This is a genomic window from Rhodanobacter sp. Root480 (genome assembly GCF_001426645.1).
Classification (GTDB): domain Bacteria; phylum Pseudomonadota; class Gammaproteobacteria; order Xanthomonadales; family Rhodanobacteraceae; genus Rhodanobacter; species Rhodanobacter ginsenosidimutans.
In genome coordinates this window covers 572314-589369 of record NZ_LMEX01000002.1, presented here as the reverse complement: position 1 = coordinate 589369, position 17056 = coordinate 572314, and the positions used below count along the sequence as shown (strand labels likewise).

General features: G+C 65.4%; 15 protein-coding genes. 5 read left to right on the top strand and 10 right to left on the bottom strand.

What is annotated here, in order from left to right; all coding sequences use genetic code 11:
• Positions 1 to 97 precede the first annotated feature (97 nt).
• Both ftsZ and lpxC read left to right on the top strand, forming a co-directional pair.
• Entirely contained in the window at positions 98 to 1285 is a 1188-nt protein-coding gene (gene ftsZ, locus ASD22_RS09650; protein WP_056082350.1) for a cell division protein FtsZ, read from the top strand.
• A 400-nt stretch (positions 1286 to 1685) separates the two neighbouring features.
• Positions 1686 to 2600: a UDP-3-O-acyl-N-acetylglucosamine deacetylase gene (lpxC, locus tag ASD22_RS09645; RefSeq protein WP_056082347.1), complete on the top strand. Its 915-nt coding sequence runs from the start codon at positions 1686 to 1688 to the stop codon at positions 2598 to 2600.
• A gap of 228 nt (positions 2601 to 2828) precedes the next feature.
• On the opposite strand, the gene ASD22_RS09640 is transcribed toward lpxC, so the two are convergent.
• Positions 2829 to 3311, bottom strand: coding sequence for a DUF721 domain-containing protein (locus tag ASD22_RS09640; RefSeq protein ID WP_056082344.1), 483 nt, complete (start codon positions 3309 to 3311; stop codon positions 2829 to 2831).
• Positions 3312 to 3335: 24 nt separating this feature from the next.
• On the opposite strand from ASD22_RS09640, the gene ASD22_RS09635 reads away from it, so the two are divergent.
• Both ASD22_RS09635 and secA read left to right on the top strand, forming a co-directional pair.
• Positions 3336 to 4265, top strand: a complete 930-nt coding sequence (locus ASD22_RS09635) for a M23 family metallopeptidase (protein ID WP_056082341.1) — start codon at positions 3336 to 3338, stop codon at positions 4263 to 4265.
• Positions 4266 to 4460: 195 nt separating this feature from the next.
• Positions 4461 to 7166 (top strand): preprotein translocase subunit SecA, encoded by a 2706-nt coding sequence (gene secA, locus ASD22_RS09630; RefSeq protein ID WP_056082338.1) that lies wholly within the window; start codon positions 4461 to 4463, stop codon positions 7164 to 7166.
• A gap of 50 nt (positions 7167 to 7216) precedes the next feature.
• Here secA and ASD22_RS09625 read toward each other — a convergent pair whose 3' ends face one another.
• From ASD22_RS09625 to lptD, 7 genes are all read right to left on the bottom strand, one after another.
• Positions 7217 to 7987 (bottom strand): class I SAM-dependent methyltransferase, encoded by a 771-nt coding sequence (locus ASD22_RS09625; RefSeq protein ID WP_056084107.1) that lies wholly within the window; start codon positions 7985 to 7987, stop codon positions 7217 to 7219.
• Between the two features lie 128 nt (positions 7988 to 8115).
• Positions 8116 to 8967 carry a symmetrical bis(5'-nucleosyl)-tetraphosphatase gene (locus ASD22_RS09620; protein WP_056082335.1) on the bottom strand — a complete coding sequence of 284 codons (852 nt, stop codon included), beginning with the start codon at positions 8965 to 8967 and terminating at the stop codon, positions 8116 to 8118.
• A gap of 15 nt (positions 8968 to 8982) precedes the next feature.
• Entirely contained in the window at positions 8983 to 9366 is a 384-nt protein-coding gene (apaG, locus tag ASD22_RS09615) for a Co2+/Mg2+ efflux protein ApaG (protein ID WP_040670114.1), read from the bottom strand.
• Between the two features lie 75 nt (positions 9367 to 9441).
• A complete protein-coding gene (gene rsmA, locus ASD22_RS09610) occupies positions 9442 to 10230 on the bottom strand; it encodes a 16S rRNA (adenine(1518)-N(6)/adenine(1519)-N(6))-dimethyltransferase RsmA (protein WP_056082332.1) in 789 nt (262 codons plus the stop codon).
• The gene (pdxA, locus tag ASD22_RS09605; RefSeq protein ID WP_056084104.1) at positions 10227 to 11276 is read right to left on the bottom strand and encodes a 4-hydroxythreonine-4-phosphate dehydrogenase PdxA; all 1050 of its coding nucleotides are present in this window, start codon (positions 11274 to 11276) and stop codon (positions 10227 to 10229) included. The genes rsmA and pdxA overlap by 4 nt, the downstream gene beginning before the upstream one ends.
• 16 nt (positions 11277 to 11292) lie before the next feature.
• Positions 11293 to 12627, bottom strand: a complete 1335-nt coding sequence (locus ASD22_RS09600) for a peptidylprolyl isomerase (RefSeq protein WP_056082329.1) — start codon at positions 12625 to 12627, stop codon at positions 11293 to 11295.
• A 23-nt stretch (positions 12628 to 12650) separates the two neighbouring features.
• Positions 12651 to 15029 (bottom strand): LPS assembly protein LptD, encoded by a 2379-nt coding sequence (gene lptD, locus ASD22_RS09595; RefSeq protein ID WP_056082326.1) that lies wholly within the window; start codon positions 15027 to 15029, stop codon positions 12651 to 12653.
• Between the two features lie 94 nt (positions 15030 to 15123).
• Between lptD and msrB the strand changes: the two genes are divergently transcribed.
• A complete protein-coding gene (gene msrB / locus ASD22_RS09590; RefSeq protein WP_056082322.1) occupies positions 15124 to 15522 on the top strand; it encodes a peptide-methionine (R)-S-oxide reductase MsrB in 399 nt (132 codons plus the stop codon).
• Positions 15523 to 15547: 25 nt separating this feature from the next.
• Here msrB and ASD22_RS09585 read toward each other — a convergent pair whose 3' ends face one another.
• On the bottom strand, positions 15548 to 16468 hold the full coding sequence (locus ASD22_RS09585) for a histone deacetylase family protein (protein ID WP_056082319.1): 921 nt from the start codon (positions 16466 to 16468) through the stop codon (positions 15548 to 15550).
• An 8-nt stretch (positions 16469 to 16476) separates the two neighbouring features.
• Positions 16477 to 17052, bottom strand: coding sequence for a cob(I)yrinic acid a,c-diamide adenosyltransferase (locus tag ASD22_RS09580; RefSeq protein WP_056082316.1), 576 nt, complete (start codon positions 17050 to 17052; stop codon positions 16477 to 16479).
• Positions 17053 to 17056: the final 4 nt, after the last annotated feature.

Sequence of the window (17056 nt, the reverse complement as noted above, 5' to 3'; positions counted from 1 at the left end):
GACGCGCCACCGCGGGTGACGGATTCACCCACCCACCGCGAAACGGCAGGAGCCGTACTCGCGGTTACAACGACAACAACTCCACGGAGAACGGGAAATGTTTGAACTGATCGAAAAACTCGCACCCAATGCCGTCATCAAGGTCATCGGCGTGGGCGGTGGTGGCGGCAATGCCGTGGCGCACATGCTCAATGCCCACATTGAAGGCGTGGAATTCATCGTCGCCAACACCGACGCCCAGGCCATGACCAGCTGCGGCTCGCGTACGCACCTGCAACTGGGCGGCAACGTCACCAAGGGCCTCGGCGCCGGCGCCAACCCGGAAGTCGGCCGGCAGGCCGCGCTGGAGGACCGTGAACGCATCGAGGCGATGCTGGAAGGCGCCGACATGGTGTTCATCACCGCCGGCATGGGCGGCGGCACCGGCACTGGCGCTGCGCCGGTGGTGGCACAGCTGGCCAAGGAAAAGGGCATCCTCACCGTGGCCGTGGTCACCAAGCCGTTCCCGTTTGAGGGTCGCCGCCGCATGCAGGTGGCGCTGAAGGGCATCGAGGATCTGCAGCAGCACGTGGACTCGCTGATCACCGTTCCCAACGAAAAGCTGCTCAGCGTGCTGGGCCGCGAAGTCACCCTGCTGAATGCGTTCAAGGCCGCCAACGACGTGCTGCAAGGCGCCGTGCAGGGCATTGCCGACCTGATCACCGCCCCCGGCCTGATCAACGTCGACTTCGCCGACGTGCGCACCGTGATGTCGGAAATGGGCCTGGCGATGATGGGCACCGGCACCGCATGCGGCGACGACCGCGCCCAGGCAGCCGCTGAAGCGGCGATCAAGAACCCGCTGCTGGAAGACGTCAACCTCAACGGCGCCTGCGGCATCCTGGTCAACGTGACGGCCGGCCCGAACCTCACCATGCGTGAATTCGACGAAATTGGGCGGGTTATCCACGATTTTGCCAGCGAAGACGCCACCGTGGTGATCGGCACCTCGATGGACCCGGAAATGAAGGACGACGTGCGCGTCACCGTGGTCGCCACCGGCCTGAACCGCGCTGCGGCATCGCGTCAGCCGATCCGTGCGGTCGAGACCCAGCAGCAGGTGCAGATGCGTCCGCGCCCGGTGGTGCTGCGTACCGGCACCGGCAACGAAGTGGTCGATTATGCGCAGCCTGACGCGGTGGCCGGTCACAACCGTGCAGATGCTGGTGCCGCGCCGGCCCGCAACGCCGAGCCGAACATCGATTACCTCGACATTCCCGCTTTCCTGCGTCGCCAGGCCGACTGAGGTATCACATAGACTGAACAAACATACGCACAGCTTGTCCATCTCTGCATCGCCTGGCGTCGGTCGGTTGCATCCGGCGCTGTAGCGTTGCGTCGTTGCCGCGCAGACGTGATTGTCGTGCGGCGAAAGTCGGCGTGGGTTCACTGCGACAAGCGGATGGTGTGATGTCACGCCTAATCAAGCGTGTACGTCACTTACGGTCATTTCGCTCTTGCGGCGCGCTCATATGTACGGCTTCGCCGCCACCGCTCGACCCGGCTTCGTGGGTCGCTCTCTGCAGGGATGAAGGAATCATGAAGGCTTAATCAGACTGTACGGTTCGGTTTGCTTTTATCACAGGTTAAATCTGTGTTAGCATCCGCTCCCTGATTGGCTGCTACCTACACAGGTACCAACAAAAATGATCAAGCAGCGTACGCTCAAGAACATCATCCGGGCCACCGGCGTGGGTTTGCATACTGGCGACAAGGTCTACATGACCCTGCGCCCGGCCGCACCGAATACGGGCATCGTGTTCCGCCGTACCGACCTCGAACCACCGGTGGAAATCCACGCGCGACCCGACAATGTCGGCGATACGCGCCGGTCCACCACGCTGGCCAAGGGCGACGTGCGTGTTTCCACGGTGGAACACCTGCTCTCGGCGATGGCGGGGCTGGGCATCGACAATGCCTATGTCGATCTTTCCGCACCGGAAGTGCCGGTGATGGATGGCAGCGCCGGTCCGTTCGTGTTCCTGCTGCAGTCTGCGGGTATCGAGGAGCAGGCTGTCGCCAAGCGCTTCATCCGGATCAAGAAGCCGATCAAGGTGCAGGAAGGCGACAAATGGGCCAGCTTCACCCCGTTTGACGGCTTCAAGGTGGGTTTCTCGATCGACTTCAACCATCCGATCATCTCCAAGCGCACCTCGCGCGCCGAGATCGACTTCTCCACGACCTCGTTCGTGAAGGAAGTCAGCCGCGCCCGCACCTTCGGTTTCATGCGTGACATCGAGATGCTGCGCGAACACAACCTGGCGCTCGGCGCCTCGATGGACAACGCGGTGGTGCTGGACGACTACCGGGTGCTGAACGAAGACGGCCTGCGCTACGAGGACGAGTTCGTGAAGCACAAGATCCTCGATGCCATCGGCGACCTTTACCTGCTGGGCCACAGCCTGATCGGTGCCTACGACGCGCACAAATCCGGCCACGAACTCAACAACAAGCTGCTGCGCACGCTGATCGCCGACGCCTCGGCGTGGGAAGAAGTCAGCTACCAGGACGATCCGGCCACCTCGCCGATTTCCTACGCGCATCCGGCCCAGGCGATCTGACGCCACCCGGCTAACCGAAACACCCCGACGGCCCTGTCAGCCCCCTGACAGGGCCGTTTTCGCATGCGCCGTGCCCGCTCGTCGGGCCGGGTCAGTTCACACTTTCGTGATCGACAAGGTGCTTGGCGGCACAAACGCGTGCTATAAAACCCCTCGGCCGCGATCGCAGGCGGCCAACGGGGGGTTCCTGGCGCACAAGCCGACGAGGACGCAATGAGCGACTCGTGGCTACTCTGCCCCGGGAAAAGGGGAATCAGCGGGTTCGGCGATGGACGCCAATTCAAGGAACAGTCCCTGCAATTCGGGGTCTGTCATGGACGCGGCGGCGGCCCGAAGATGGGCGGCGGCGGCAGGCGAAAGCGGTTTTGATCGGGACGGCTCGGTAGGGGCCGGCGGTTGGGGGACCACTTTCACGGTAATCGCACTGGCGTTGGTGCCAATGGCATCGGCGGCGGCCAGGATCTGCGTCTGCATCAATCGCAGACGTGCCGCCCAGGCTGGTGAGGTTGCTAGGAAGACAAGGCGTCCGTAGCGCACATTGGCGAAACGTATTTCGTCGCGCAACGGCAAGGGCAATGTCTGACGCAATGCGCGATCGAGCGCTTCCAGCGCGCCGGCCTTTCGGGCCAGGGCCGCGAAGGAGCCGCAATCGACCAGGGCTTTCGGGCCGTGGCCGTGGCGGCGCGAAGCGGGGTTGGCGTGCTGCGTCACGGCGGGATTCGACTTGGGAAACTCATGCAAATCATACTCGTCTCACGTCATCGAAAGTTGCCACGCACGCTCGATCTTTCCCGGCGCTGGCTGCGCTGGAAGCTCTATGCGGCCGCGGGATTCGTGCTGCTTGGCTGCGTTGGCGTGGGGGCCGCGCTGGCACTGACCATCGCCAGTCCGCAGGACCGCACATTGGCGCACATCCACGAATTGCAGCAGCAGATCCAGCAACAGGATGCGCAATTGAGCGGGGTCCGCCAGGACGCCGAGCGCGGACTGGACGCGCTGGCGCTGAAACTCGGCCAGCTGCAGGCGCAATCGACCCGCCTCAATGCGCTGGGCGTGCGGCTGGCCCAGGTCGGCAAGCTCGATGACGGCGAGTTCAGTTTCGACCAGCCACCCCCGGTGGGCGGCATCGAGGAAGCCGGCGAGACAGGCTATGCGCTGCCGCCGGTGCTGGAAGCCAGCATCGACCAGCTCGCCGGACAGTTCGACAGCCAGCAGGCGCAGTTGTCCGCGCTGCAAAGCCTGTTGCTGGACGCGCGCATCGAATCAAGCCTGAAACCCACGGGCATGCCTGTGCAGGGCTATATCTCGTCGTATTTCGGCACGCGCCCCGACCCCTTCGACGGCCACATGGCGCGCCATACCGGCATTGATATCGCGGTGCCCAAGGGCACGCCCGTGCACGCCGTGGCCGCGGGCATGGTGACGTTCACCGGCGTGCGCCGCGGCTATGGCAAGGTGGTCGAGATCGACCACGGCAACGGCTACATGACGCGCTACGCGCACAACAGCACCTTGCTGGCGCATCCGGGTCAGCGCGTACGCGTGGGTCAGGTGATCTCGGATGCGGGTTCGACCGGGCGTTCGACCGGGTCGCATCTGCATTTCGAAGTGTGGCGCGGTGGTCGGGTGGTCAATCCGCTCACCTACGTGCGCAGCCATCGCTGAATAGCTCCCGCTATCCCCCTCATGATGGCTCGGCCGACGCCGATGGCCGTCACCATGGCGTGTCGCCCTTGAATACCGGCGCTGCGACCGCCATTCCGAATCACCACATTCCCGATCGCCCTCGGGGTGTGTAGTAATATGCCTGATTGGCCTGCGCCAGTCGGCGGGCATCCCGTTTATCTACCCGGAAGATCGATGTTCAATCGTGCCTTGACGAGCCTGTTTGGTAGCCGCAACGAGCGCGTGCTGCGTCAGCTTTCCCGATCCGTCGCCCGCATCAACGCGTTGGAACCCGAGTTCGAGAAACTCAGCGACGAAGCACTGCGCGGCAAGACTGAGGAATTCAAGCAGCGCGTCGCCGGGGGCGAGTCGCTGGACAAGCTGCTGCCCGAGGCCTTCGCCGTGGTGCGCGAGGCGGCCAAGCGCGTGCTGGGCATGCGCCATTACGACGTGCAGATGATCGGCGGCATCGTGCTGCATCAGGGCAAGATCGCGGAAATGCGTACCGGTGAAGGCAAGACCCTGGTCGGTACGCTGCCGGTCTACCTCAATGCGCTCGAGGGCAAGGGCGTGCACGTGGTCACCGTCAACGATTACCTGGCGCGGCGCGACTCGGCCCAGATGGGTCAGTTGTACGGCTTCCTGGGCCTGGAGGTGGGCGTGGTGTATCCGGGCATGGATCACGCCGACAAGAATGCGGCGTACGCCGCCGACATCACCTACGGCACCAACAACGAATTCGGCTTCGACTACCTGCGCGACAACATGGCGCTCAGCAAGGAGCAGCGCTACCAGCGCAGCCTGAATTACGCGATCGTCGACGAGGTCGACTCGATCCTGATCGATGAAGCGCGCACGCCGCTGATCATCTCCGGCCCGGCCGAGGATTCCCCGCAGCTGTACATCGCGCTGAACAAGATCGTGCCGCAGATGATCCGCCAGACCGAGGAAGACGGCAGCGGCGATTACTGGGTCGACGAAAAGCAGAAGCAGGTGCACCTGTCCGAAGAGGGCATGCAGCACGCCGATGAGCTGTTGCGCGCCGCCGGCGTGATCGACCAGGACAGCGGCCTGTACGACTCCAAGAACCTGGCGGTGGTGCATCACCTGAACGCCGCGCTGCGCGCCAACGGCATCTACCAGCGCGACGTCGATTACATCGTGCGCGATGGCGAAGTGGTGATCGTGGACGAGTTCACCGGCCGCACCCTGACCGGCCGGCGCTGGTCCGACGGCCTGCACCAGGCGGTCGAGGCGAAGGAAGGCGTGCCGATCCAGCGCGAGAACCAGACCCTGGCCACGGTGACGTTCCAGAACCTGTTCCGCATGTACAAGAAGCTGGCCGGCATGACCGGCACGGCCGACACCGAGGCGTTCGAGTTCCAGAGCATCTACGGCCTGGAGGTGGTGGTGATCCCCACCCACAAGCCGATGATCCGCAAGGACAACCCGGACATGATCTTCCTGTCGCAGACACCGAAGTACAACTCGGTGATCGAGGACATCAAGGCCTGCCACAAGCGCGGCCAGCCGGTGCTGGTGGGTACCACGTCGATCGAGGTGTCCGAGCTGCTTTCCGGGTTGTTGAACAAGGCCGGCGTGGCGCACGAGGTGCTGAACGCCAAGCAGCACGAGCGCGAAGCGCAAATCGTGGCCCAGGCGGGTGCGCCGGGGCAGGTCACCATCGCCACCAACATGGCCGGCCGCGGTACCGATATCGTGCTGGGCGGCAGCCTGGAAGTGGCGCTGGCCGCGCTGCCCGAAGGCGCCAGCGAGGTCGATCGCGCCCGCGTCAAGGCCGAATGGAAGAAGCTGCACGACCAGGTCCTGGCCTCCGGCGGCCTGCACATCATCGGTACCGAGCGGCACGAATCGCGGCGTATCGACAACCAGCTGCGCGGCCGCTCCGGTCGCCAGGGCGACCCGGGCTCCTCGCGCTTCTACCTGTCGCTGGAGGACAACCTGCTGCGCATCTTTGGCGGCGAAGGCCTGGTGCGCTGGATGAAGCGCTTCGGCATGAAGGACGACGACTCGCTGGAAGATCGCATGATCAGCCGGCAGATCGAGAAGGCGCAGCGCAAGGTCGAGCAGCACAACTTCGACATCCGCAAGCACTTGCTGGAGTTCGATGACGTCGCCAACGACCAGCGCAAGGTGATCTACCGCCAGCGCGACGAATTGCTCGAAGGCGAGGAAGTGGCCGCTACCGTGGCCGACATCCGCGAGGATGTCGTGGGCAACATCGTGCGCACCCACGTGCCGCCCGAGAGCATCGACGAGCAGTGGGACGTTCCCGCGCTCAACCGTGAGCTCGAGGGCCAGTTCGGTCTGTCGCTCGACCTCGTCCACTGGGTGGAACAGCAGGCGGAGGTGGACGCGGACGCCATCCTGGCGCACGTGCGCGAGGCGCTCGACACCTTGTTCGTGGCCAAGGAAGCGCAGATCGGCGCGGAAACCATGCGTCAGCTGGAAAAGCACATCATGCTGACGGTGGTCGACAACGCCTGGAAGGACCACCTGGCCAACATGGATTACCTGCGCCAGGGCATCTACCTGGTCGGCTACGCGCAGCAGGATCCGAAGCAGGCGTTCAAGAGCGAGGCGTTCAAGCTCTTCTCCGAGATGCTCAACCGGATCAAGACCGAAGTGGTGCAGATGCTGGCGCGCATCCGCATTCGCAGCGAGGAGGAAGTGGCCGCTATGGAGGCCGAGCAGCAACGTCTCGCCGAGCGCATGCAGAAGCAGATGCTCGCCAGCGGTGGCGGTGCGCCGGGCGAATCCCCGTTGTCCGCCGGCGGTGGATCCATGCGGCCGGTCACGGGCGAAAAAGTCGGGCGCAACGACCAGTGCCCGTGCGGCTCGGGCAAGAAGTACAAGCACTGCCATGGCCAGCTGTCCTGACCATGTCGGGTGATTGAAAGAGAAAGGCGGCCCGCGTGGCCGCCTTTTTTTTACGCCAGGCGCGCGGTGAACATCGACGATTCCAGCGTGAAATCGAGCGTCGCCCGGATACGGTAATAACGCTGCACTTCCATCGGTGCATCCGCCAACAGATGGCGGATGGCTGCTTCCAGTACCGGCGGCGTACGCATGCGCGCGACCCAGTTCGCGAACTCGATCTCCAGCGGCCAGGTCTGTTCGGCGGTCAACTCGAAACCTGCACGCTGCAACATCGCCTGCCATTCGGCGGGGCTGTAGTCGCGCACATGCGAGGTGTCGCGCAGCAGCTCCAGCGCCTGCAGATGCGTGTCCAGCAGCGTCGCGTGGGGCCCTTGCGGGCCCACCACGTCGATGAAGCACAGGTGCCCACCCGGCTTGAGCACCCGGGCCGCTTCGCGCAGCGCGGCGGCCGGATCACTCCAGTGATGGGCGCTGTAGCGACTGACGACGAGGTCGAACGCGTGGGCCTCGAACGGCAATTGTTCCGCGGGGCCCTGCTCGGTGCGCACCGACGACAACCCGCGCTGCACCGCCGCGTCGCGCACCACGGCGAGCATGTCGCGCGAGAGGTCGTAGGCCACCATCTCGCCCACATGGGACGCCATCGCAAAACTGGCGTGGCCCGCGCCGCAGCCCATGTCCAGTACGCGCGCGTCGGTCGGCAGCGTCGCCGCGAGTGCCGCCAGGTGCTGCAAATCCTGCCCGCGTGCGTGTACGGCGCTTTCCAGGTAGGCCTGTGCGCGCGAACCGAATTGCCGGTCGACCTTGTCGTGATGTTCCATGGCCATCGCTCATGTTGCGGAGCGGCAAAGCTAGCACGCGATGCGAGGCGCGTGCGCCGGTCGATGCGCCGCGTTCTGGGTGGTCGAATGGTTACCGCCGATGCCGCGCAGCAGGTGATGCGATCGACTTAGTCGCCGCCGCCAGGAGGACGCACGCGATGGGGTTCCGCGTCGACCGTGATGTACTGGAGCTCTTCCGCATCCAGTCGCAGCGCGGTGAGCTTTCCGCCCCAGACGCAGCCGGTATCGATGGCGTGGACGCCAAAGCCGGCGAAACGATCCAGCGCCGACCAGTGGCCGCAGACGATGCGCGTATCGCGCCGGCGCATGCCGGGGACTTCGAACCAGGGATACAGGCCAGGCTTCTGCGTGCCGGGTACGCCCTTGGCATCGAAATCGATGCGGCCGTTGACGTCGCAATAGCGCATGCGGGTCAGCGTATTGATGGTGGCGCGCTGGCGATCCATACCCTGCAGGCGGTTGGACCAGACGGCGGGCCGGTTGCCGAACAGGTTGCGCAGCAGTCGCGGATGGCGTGGGCTGGAAAGCTCGCGTTCCACGTCCTGCGCTGCGCGTTGTGCCTGGCGCAAGGTCCAGCTCGGCGCCAGGCCGGCGTGGATCATGGTCCAGTTGAGCTTCTCGTCGTGGTGCAGCAGCTTCTGCGAGCGCATCCACTCGAACAGCACCGGTGCGTCGTGGGCGAACAGGACTTCGCGCAATTCGGGATTCACCCGCGCCTGCGCCTCGGGCCTGCGCTGGGCGATCGCCAGCAGGCTCAGGTCGTGATTGCCCAGTGTGACCACGCTGGATTCGCGCAAGCCGTGAATCAGCCGCAACGTCTCCAGCGACTGCCCACCACGGTTGACCAGGTCGCCGCAGAACCACAGCTCGTCCTGCGCGGTATCGAAACGCAGCTTCTCCAGCAGCCGTTGCAACTCGGGGTAGCAACCCTGCACGTCGCCGATGGCGTAGGTGGCCATGTCAGAACGCGTCCATCAATGCAGCGTACGCGGAATGGACAGGGTGAAGGTTGGAATGGGTGCGTCGAACTCGGTGCCGTCGTCGGCCAGCATCTGGTAGCTGCCACCCATCGTGCCCACCGAGGTTTCCAGCACCGCGCCGGAGGTGTATTCGAAGGCGTCGCCGGGGCGTATCCACGGTTGCTCGCCGACCACGCCGTCACCGCGCACTTCGTCGACCTTGCCGTTTGCGTCGGTGATCATCCAGTGCCGCGTGAGTAGTCGAGCGGGCACGTCGCCGGCGTTGCGCAGCGTGATGGTGTAGGCGAAAACGTAGCGGTTGTCGCCGGGTTTGGATTGATCGGGGACGAAACGTGTTTCGACCTGCACATCGATCGTGTAGGAAGATTTCTCAGTCATGTCCGGATTGTAGGGCTTGTCGCCGCGCATGGGGCACGGTGCGTGGCGCAATTGCATGCGAGGATGCGGGAACGGTCACTGGCCGCCGTAGATTTTCGCCAGCCGCACGAAATCTCCGGGCGCGAGCGTTTCGGCGCGGGCACCCGGTTCGACGCCGGCACGACGGATGGCGTCGGTATCCATCAACTGCTTGAGTGCATTGTTGAGGGTTTTGCGCCGTTGCGCGAAGGCCGCCTTGACCACGGTGTAGACGTCACCCGCATCGGCATCGTGGCGATCCTGCGGCGCCAGCGGCACCAGCCGCACCACCGCCGATTCCACCTTGGGCGGTGGCCGGAAGGCTTCGGGCGGCACGGTGAACAGCGGCTCCACGCGACAGGCCAGTTGCAGCATTACCGACAGGCGGCCGTAGACCTTGCTGCCGGGTTCGGCGGCCATCCGTTCGACCACTTCCTTCTGCAGCATGAAGTGCATGTCCGCGATCGCGCCGAAGTGCTCGACGCAATGGAACAGGATCGGGCTGGAGATGTAGTACGGCAGGTTGCCGGCGATGCGCAGCCGGTCGATGCCATGGCGCTGCGCCAGTGCGGTGAAATCGACCTTCAGGACATCGGCGTGGATGATCTGCAGCTCGCCGACGCTGGCCGCGCGCGCCTGCAGCGCCGGGATCAGGTCGGTGTCCAGTTCGATGGCGGTGAGTTTGCCGGCCGCTGCCAGCAGCGGCAGCGTCAGCGCGCCTTCGCCAGGCCCGATCTCCAGCACGAAGTCGGTGGCGCGTGGCGCCATCGCGCTGACGATGCGGTCGATGTAGCGGCTGTCGTGCAGGAAGTGCTGGCCGAAGCTTTTCTTGGGGCGCGCGTTCACTGGGTCGTTCCCCGCAGGATTGGCCCCTCGCCGGGCTCCCCGTCACCGAGGGACGAGGAGGGCTGCGTGGAGCCACGAGCCACGAGGTCCAGTGCCATGTTGGCGGCGGCTATCAGGCTGGATGGGTCGGCGCGTCCGCTACCGGCCAGGTCCAGCGCGGTGCCGTGATCGACCGAGGTGCGGATGAACGGCAGTCCGAGCGTGAGGTTGACGGTGCGGTCGAACGCCTCGCTTTTCAGCACCGGCAGCGCCTGGTCGTGGTACATCGCCAGCACGGCGTCGTAGCGCGGACGCATGGTCGGCACGAAGGCGGTATCGGCCGGCAGAGGACCCAGCAACTGCATGCCCTCGGCGCGTAACTGGTCCAGCACCGGAATCACGGTGTCGATTTCCTCGCGCCCCATATGCCCGCCTTCGCCCGCATGCGGGTTGATGCCCAGCACGGCGATACGGGGATGCGGCAAGCCGAACTTCACGCGCAACTCGGCATGCACGATGCGCAATACGCGGGTCAGCAACGGGGCCGTGATCGCGTCCGCGACCGCGCGCAGCGGCAGATGGGTCGTTGCCAGCGCCACCCGCAGCTCGGGGCTGGCCAGCATCATCACCACATCGGCCTGCGCCCGTTCGGCGAAGAACTCGGTGTGTCCGCTGAAGGGGATACCCGCTTCGTTGATCGATGATTTCTGCAGCGGTGCGGTGACCACGGCGGCATAGCTTCCCGCCATGCAGCCGTCGGCGGCGATGGCGAGGGTGGTCAGTACATGCCCGGCGTTGCGGGGATCGGGCTGGCCCGGGATTTCTTCCGTCTCCAGCGGCACGTGCCGAACGCGGAGAGTACCCGCCGCACGGTCGGCGGGTGCGCTGCCATCGTCGTCGATCAATTCGATCGCCACGCCGCATCGTGCGGCCGCGCGTTGCAGCAGGGCGCGATCGGTGATCGCCACCAGCGTGGCGGCCAGCGGCGTGGCCGCCAACCGGATCAGCAGTTCGGGGCCGACGCCCGCGGGTTCGCCCGCGGTGAGGGCGAGCCGTGGCAGGGACATCGGCATGCTGCGGGTATTACGAGGAAGCGCTGTCGGTGTCGGCGTCGCGCAACTCGGGCACGACGACGTGCACGTAGGCATTGGAGCGGATATCGCGCAGATAGTCGTCGTAGGCCTGCTCGGCCTTGCGGTTGCCGATGGCCTGGCGGGCCTCGTTGCGCTCGAGTTCGACGGTCTGGTCGCTCTGGCGCGTGCCAAGACGCTCCAGGATGTGCCAGCCCGCTTCGCTCTGGAACGGTTGGGACACTTCACCGTCTTTCAGGTTGCCCAGCTGCGCGGCAATGGTCGCGCCCCAGGCCTTCTGCGGGAACCAGTCCATGTCGCCGCCGGCATTGGCGGTGGTGTCGTCGTCGGAATCTTCCTTCGCCAGCTTGGCGAAGTCCTCATGCTTGTTGACGATGCGGTCGTACAGATCGCGGGCTTTCTGCTCGGCCTGGGCCGGCGTCATCAGTTCGCTGGGCTTGATCAGGATCTGTCGTGCGTGGAACTCGGTGACGATCTGCTTGCTCGGCTCACGTTGACCGATCAGCTTGAGGATGTGGAAGCCGGTGGGGCCTCGCAGTGCATTGCTGACGTCGCCGGGCTTCATGGGCGCCAGCGTTTCGGCGAATGCAGGCGGGATCTCGTCGAGCTTGCGCCAGCCCAGGTCGCCGCCATCGAGCGCATCGGGGGCATCGGAGTAGCGGATCGCCGCGGCGTTGAAATCCATCCCGCCCTTGATGGCATCGAGCGCCTGCTGCGCTTTCTGCGCGCTGGCCTGGATGGCCGCCGCGTCGGCGCCGCCGGGGATGCTGATCTGGATGTGGGCCAGATGGACTTCACCGGCCTTGTAGGTGGGGCTGCTCAGCAGGTTGTTGATCTCGCTGTCGGTGACCGTGACCGCACTCTGCACCACGCTCTGGCGCAGGCGCTGCACCATCAGCTGATCACTCAGCTGGCTGCGGAACGCTGCATAGCTGTCGCCGCTGCGCTCCACTTCCATGCGCAGTTGTTCCGGCGTGATCCTGTTCTGCGCTGCCACGGCGGCAACGGCCTGGTCGACGTCGGCATCGGATACGCGGATGCCCTGTTCGTGTGCCTTCGCGATCTGCAGTTTCATCAGTACCAGGCGATTCAACACCTGTTTCTGCAGAACTTGCTGCGGCGGCAGTTGTTCGGGATGGGCCGCGTACTGCTGCTGTACCGAGGCCACGGCCTGGTCCAGCTCGCTCTGCAGGACCACATCCTCGTCCACCACCGCCACGATGCGATCCAGCGGCTGGCTGGCCGGTGCAGCAGGCGCCAGCAACTGGGCATGGGCCGGGAGCGCGATCGCCAGGGCGAGCAGCAGGGAGACGAGGAGTTGCTTCATCGATGAAAGCCCGCGTAATGCGATTATTGATAGCCGAGAATATCACGCTGCAAGAGCGAGTCGATCTGATGGCCGGATGAGCCGAGGCCCTTGAAGACGATTTCGAACATGATCGCGTTGTCGCGCTGGTTGCCGCTGCCGGCAGGGTGGCCGTAGCCACTCTGCTTCACGTAATTGCGTTCAACCAGCCGCAACGCCACGCAGCAACTGTCGTACTGCACGCCGGCCGCGGCTTCCACCGAATGGCCATCGGGCACCGACCACGCCACCGCGCCCACCAGCCGCCAGCGGTCGGAGAGTGGGTAGACCCCCGAAACGCCATATTGTTCCAGCAGGTTGCGGCGATAGTGGTAGGACACGTTGAGGATGCCGTCGTCGCCAACGCGGCGCTGCAACTCAAACGAGCCCATTTCGGTCATCCGGGTATTCGGGCTCCATTGGTAGCTGCTGTTCAACCGCCAGCGGTCGCTCAGCTGCAGGCCGAACTGGGCCACGTAGGCCGAGTGCACCCAGTCGTTTCCGACCACACGCTGCGGCGAGAAATAGTGGATCTGCCCCAGGCTGACCGACATCCGCTCCACGCCGTTCTCGTCCAGCAGCCGGCTGGTCAGTGCAGCGGTGAGGTTGTTGGCGTCCATCTGCCGGTCGGCGCCTGAAAACTGGTTCGGCGAAAACAGCTGCCAATAGTCGAACGACATCAGCCTGGTATCGAACACCGGCAGGTTGTTCTGGTTGCGGTAGGGCACGTACAGGTAATACAGCCGCGGTTCCAGCGTCTGGGTGTAGCTGCTGCCAAACAGCGACGTGCTGCGATCGAACACCAGCCCGCTGTCGACGCTGACGATGGGCAACGCACGGGTGGGCGATTGCTCGGTGAACTGCGAAACCCCGCCCGCGCCCAGAAGGGCTCCGCGTGAGCCTCCGTATTTCTGGAAGTCGCCGTCAAGCTGGTAGGCGGTATACCGGTACGCCACCTTCGGCCGCACGAACCACGCGGGTGTACCAAAATAGGCGGCCAGGTAGGGGTACAGATCCTCGCGCTCGCCCTCGATGTAGCCGGGCTTGCGGAACGCGACGGCTTGCGTATCCATGCCGAATTCAAGCCATGGCGTCAGCGGCACATCCATCGAAAAGGTTGCGTAGGGAAGTTGCCGGTACTGCAGCGACGCGTCGGTCACGAACGGGTTTACGTTCTGATAGACGGTGGCGCCCACGGCCGCACTCCACCACTTTCCCGCTCCGCGCACGGCCACGTTGGAACTGAGCGTGCGCACCACGGCGCCGGTGGTCGCCAGGTCTTCGCCGTAGTCGTAGTAGTAGCCGCTGTCCGAGGCCCGGTTGATCGAGCTGATCAGATTCCAGCTCCCCCACAGCCTGGTGACGTTGCTGAAGTTGACCAGGTAACGTTCCGTGTCCTTGGTATCTTCGAGACCAACCCGCTCACCGCGATCGTCCGGCACGTACTGCACGTTGAATTGGCCGCGGGTGCGCGGGAACAGATACCGGAATTCACCGCCCAGCATCGGGCCGCGCGCGGTGTAGATGCGCGGGTCCAGGGTGGCGTCGTAGTTCGGCGCCAGGTTCAGGTAATACGGCGTGCTCAGCTCGAAACCGCCGCGGCTGCTCTTGCCGAAAACCGGGTACAGGAAGCCGCTCTTGCGCTGGTCGTTCACCGGAAAGGAAATGTACGGCAGGTACAGGAACGGCACCTTGCCCAGGCGCATGGTGGCGTTGCGCGCCACGCCCACGCCGGTGGTCTTGTCGATGGCAATCGACTTGGCGCGGAATTCCCACACGTGGTGGCCCACGTCGCAGGTGGAATAGGTGGCGCGGGTATAGCGGGTGCGCTGGGCGTCGAACATCTGGCCCTGCTCGGCGACGCCGTTGCCGCGTGCGTCCAGCATCTGATAGCTCACGTCATGGGCGATGCCGTGGCTGGCGTTGGTGTTGCCCTGCATGTGGCTGGCCGACAGCAGCTGGCCGGCTTCCTGGTAGCGCACGTTGCCGCGGGCGTCGTAATCGGTGCTGACGTTGTTGTAATCGAGGCTGTCGGCCTGCAGCTTCTGGTCGGCGCGGTCGAGTTTCACGTCGCCGGAAAGGTGGTAGACCGACTGGTCGGAGCTGTCCACGTGCTGCGCCAGCACGCTGGTGGGGCTGGTTTCGCGCAGGCTCGGGTCACGGCTCAGCGCGGGGTCGTAGAAATCGAGCATCGCGTTGGGCCGGCACATCGCGTAGCTGGGCGGCTTGGGCGGGCAATGGAAGGTGCCCAGCGGACATGCCGTATCCGTGTCTTCCGTGGTGGTGCGGCCCGGCTGCGCGGTTTCCGCCTTGGCCTGATGGCCGATCAGGGCGAGTGCGGCGGCAACGGCCAGCAGGCGTCGTGGGGGTAGCTTGCGCGTCACAATGGGATTCTGCCGACTTCGAAGGCTCGTTAAGCTAGCAGAAAGACCCCATGTACGGCAGGCGGGTACTTCCGAAACCGAGCGAGGATTCAGCATGGCCGAGCAGAAAATCACCAAGTCGGACGCCGAATGGCGGGCGCAATTGAGCCCCGAGCAATATGCCACCTGTCGCTGTTCGGCGACCGAGGCGCCGTTCAGTGGCAAATTCTATGAGCATGATGCCGCGGGCACCTATGTTTGCGCGGCTTGCCAGGCCGAGCTGTTCGGTTCGGACAGCAAGTTCCGGTCCGGCTGCGGCTGGCCCAGCTATTTCCAGCCGATCGCGCCGACAGCGGTGGCCGAGCTGGACGACGACAGTCACGGCATGCACCGCACCGAAGTCGTGTGCGCGCGCTGCGATTCGCACCTGGGCCACGTCTTCCCCGATGGCCCGCCACCGACCGGGCTGCGCTACTGCATCAACTCGATGGCGCTGGATTTCAAGCCGGCCTGATGGCCGAAGGTCTCGGCGGTTCCCGTCACGCCATCAGCGCGCCGACATGGGCGCTGACGCTGGCGGCCAGGGCGCCGAGGTCGTAGCCGCCTTCCAGCGTGGAGACCAGCCGCCCGCCGGCATGGCGCCGGGCCAGCGCCTGCAGTTGATCGGTGATCCAGGCGTAGTCTTCCTGGCCCAGCCGGAGATCGGCCAACGGGTCCTGCCGGTGCGCGTCGAAACCCGCCGACACCAGCACCAGTTGCGGCTTGAACGCGTGCAGCCGCGGCAGCAGCCGGTGCGTCCACAGCTCGCGGAACTCCAGCGAGCCGGCACCGGGCGACAGCGTGCCGTTGACGATATTGCCCACCCCGCATTCGTCCTCGGCACCGCTGGAGGGATACAGCGGTGACTGATGGCTGGACAGGAACAGCACGCGCGGTTCGCGCTCGAAGATGGCCTGGGTGCCGTTGCCGTGGTGGACGTCGAAGTCGGCGATCGCCACCCGCTTCAAGCCGTGCACGGCGGACGCCTGGGCCGCGCCCACGGCCAGGTTGTTGAACAGGCAAAACCCCATCGCCTCATCGCGGGTGGCATGGTGGCCCGGCGGACGCACTGCGCAGAACGCAGCCTCGCACTGCCCGCCGATCACCGCATCGACCGCCGCCGCCACGGCGCCGGCGGCGCGCAGTGCCGCCTCGACCGAGCCGGGCCCGATCCAGGTGTCTTCATCCAGTGCATGCAACTCGCTGTCGCCGGCATGGGCCAGGATGCGGTCGACGTGAGTGGCGCTGTGCACGCGCAACAACTGTTCGCGGCTGGCGCGCGGCGCCTCGATGCGGTCGAGTGCCGCGAAGCGGTCGTGATCCAGCGCCTGCAGCACGGCGCGCAGGCGGGCCGGGCGTTCGGCGTGATCGAGGCCGCCAGCGTGCTGCAGACAATCGGCGTGGGTGTAGAGCCGCATCATCCGGCGGTCTATTCCGCGGCGGGTTTGGGCTTCCGCCGGCGTTCGTGCTGCCACAGCACTTCGCCGTGACCGCTGGCGCGCGCCAGCACGCGGCAGATCACGAACAGCAGGTCGGACAGCCGGTTCAGATAGCGCTGCGGCTGCGCGCGGATGTCTTCCGCGCGTGCCAGTGCCACCACTTCGCGTTCGGCGCGGCGGCAGACCGTGCGCGCCAGGTGGCCGCAGGCGGCCGCCATGCCGCCGCCCGGCAGGATGAATTCCTTCAATGGCGGCAGCGGTTCGTTGAGGTCGTCGAGGGTCGATTCCAGCCGCGCGATATCGCTGTCCTGCACCGTGGCCATGCCGGGAATGCACAGCTCGCCGCCCAGGTCGAACAGGTCGTGCTGCACCTGGGTCAGGACCTCGCGCACGTCATCCGGCACGCCATCGGTGGCCAGCACCATGCCGATCGTGCTGTTGAGCTCGTCGACGGTGCCGTAGGCGGTGACGCGCAGCGAATCCTTGCCCACCCGCGAGCCATCGCCCAGCCCGGTGCTGCCGTCATCGCCGGTCCGGGTGTAGATCCGCGACAGCCGGTTGCCCATCGCC

Excerpts from the sequence above, each read along its gene's own strand:
- ftsZ (WP_056082350.1), top strand. The coding sequence starts at position 98 with ATGTTTGAACTGATCGAAAAACTCGCACCCAATGCCGTCATCAAGGTC.
- lpxC (WP_056082347.1), top strand. The coding sequence starts at position 1,686 with ATGATCAAGCAGCGTACGCTCAAGAACATCATCCGGGCCACCGGCGTG.
- ASD22_RS09635 (WP_056082341.1), top strand. The coding sequence starts at position 3,336 with ATGCAAATCATACTCGTCTCACGTCATCGAAAGTTGCCACGCACGCTC.
- secA (WP_056082338.1), top strand. The coding sequence starts at position 4,461 with ATGTTCAATCGTGCCTTGACGAGCCTGTTTGGTAGCCGCAACGAGCGC.
- ASD22_RS09625 (WP_056084107.1), bottom strand. The coding sequence starts at position 7,987 with ATGGAACATCACGACAAGGTCGACCGGCAATTCGGTTCGCGCGCACAG.
- ASD22_RS09620 (WP_056082335.1), bottom strand. The coding sequence starts at position 8,967 with ATGGCCACCTACGCCATCGGCGACGTGCAGGGTTGCTACCCCGAGTTG.
- apaG (WP_040670114.1), bottom strand. The coding sequence starts at position 9,366 with ATGACTGAGAAATCTTCCTACACGATCGATGTGCAGGTCGAAACACGT.
- pdxA (WP_056084104.1), bottom strand. The coding sequence starts at position 11,276 with ATGTCCCTGCCACGGCTCGCCCTCACCGCGGGCGAACCCGCGGGCGTC.
- ASD22_RS09600 (WP_056082329.1), bottom strand. The coding sequence starts at position 12,627 with ATGAAGCAACTCCTCGTCTCCCTGCTGCTCGCCCTGGCGATCGCGCTC.
- msrB (WP_056082322.1), top strand. The coding sequence starts at position 15,124 with ATGGCCGAGCAGAAAATCACCAAGTCGGACGCCGAATGGCGGGCGCAA.
- ASD22_RS09585 (WP_056082319.1), bottom strand. The coding sequence starts at position 16,468 with ATGATGCGGCTCTACACCCACGCCGATTGTCTGCAGCACGCTGGCGGC.
- ASD22_RS09580 (WP_056082316.1), bottom strand. The coding sequence starts at position 17,052 with ATGGGCAACCGGCTGTCGCGGATCTACACCCGGACCGGCGATGACGGC.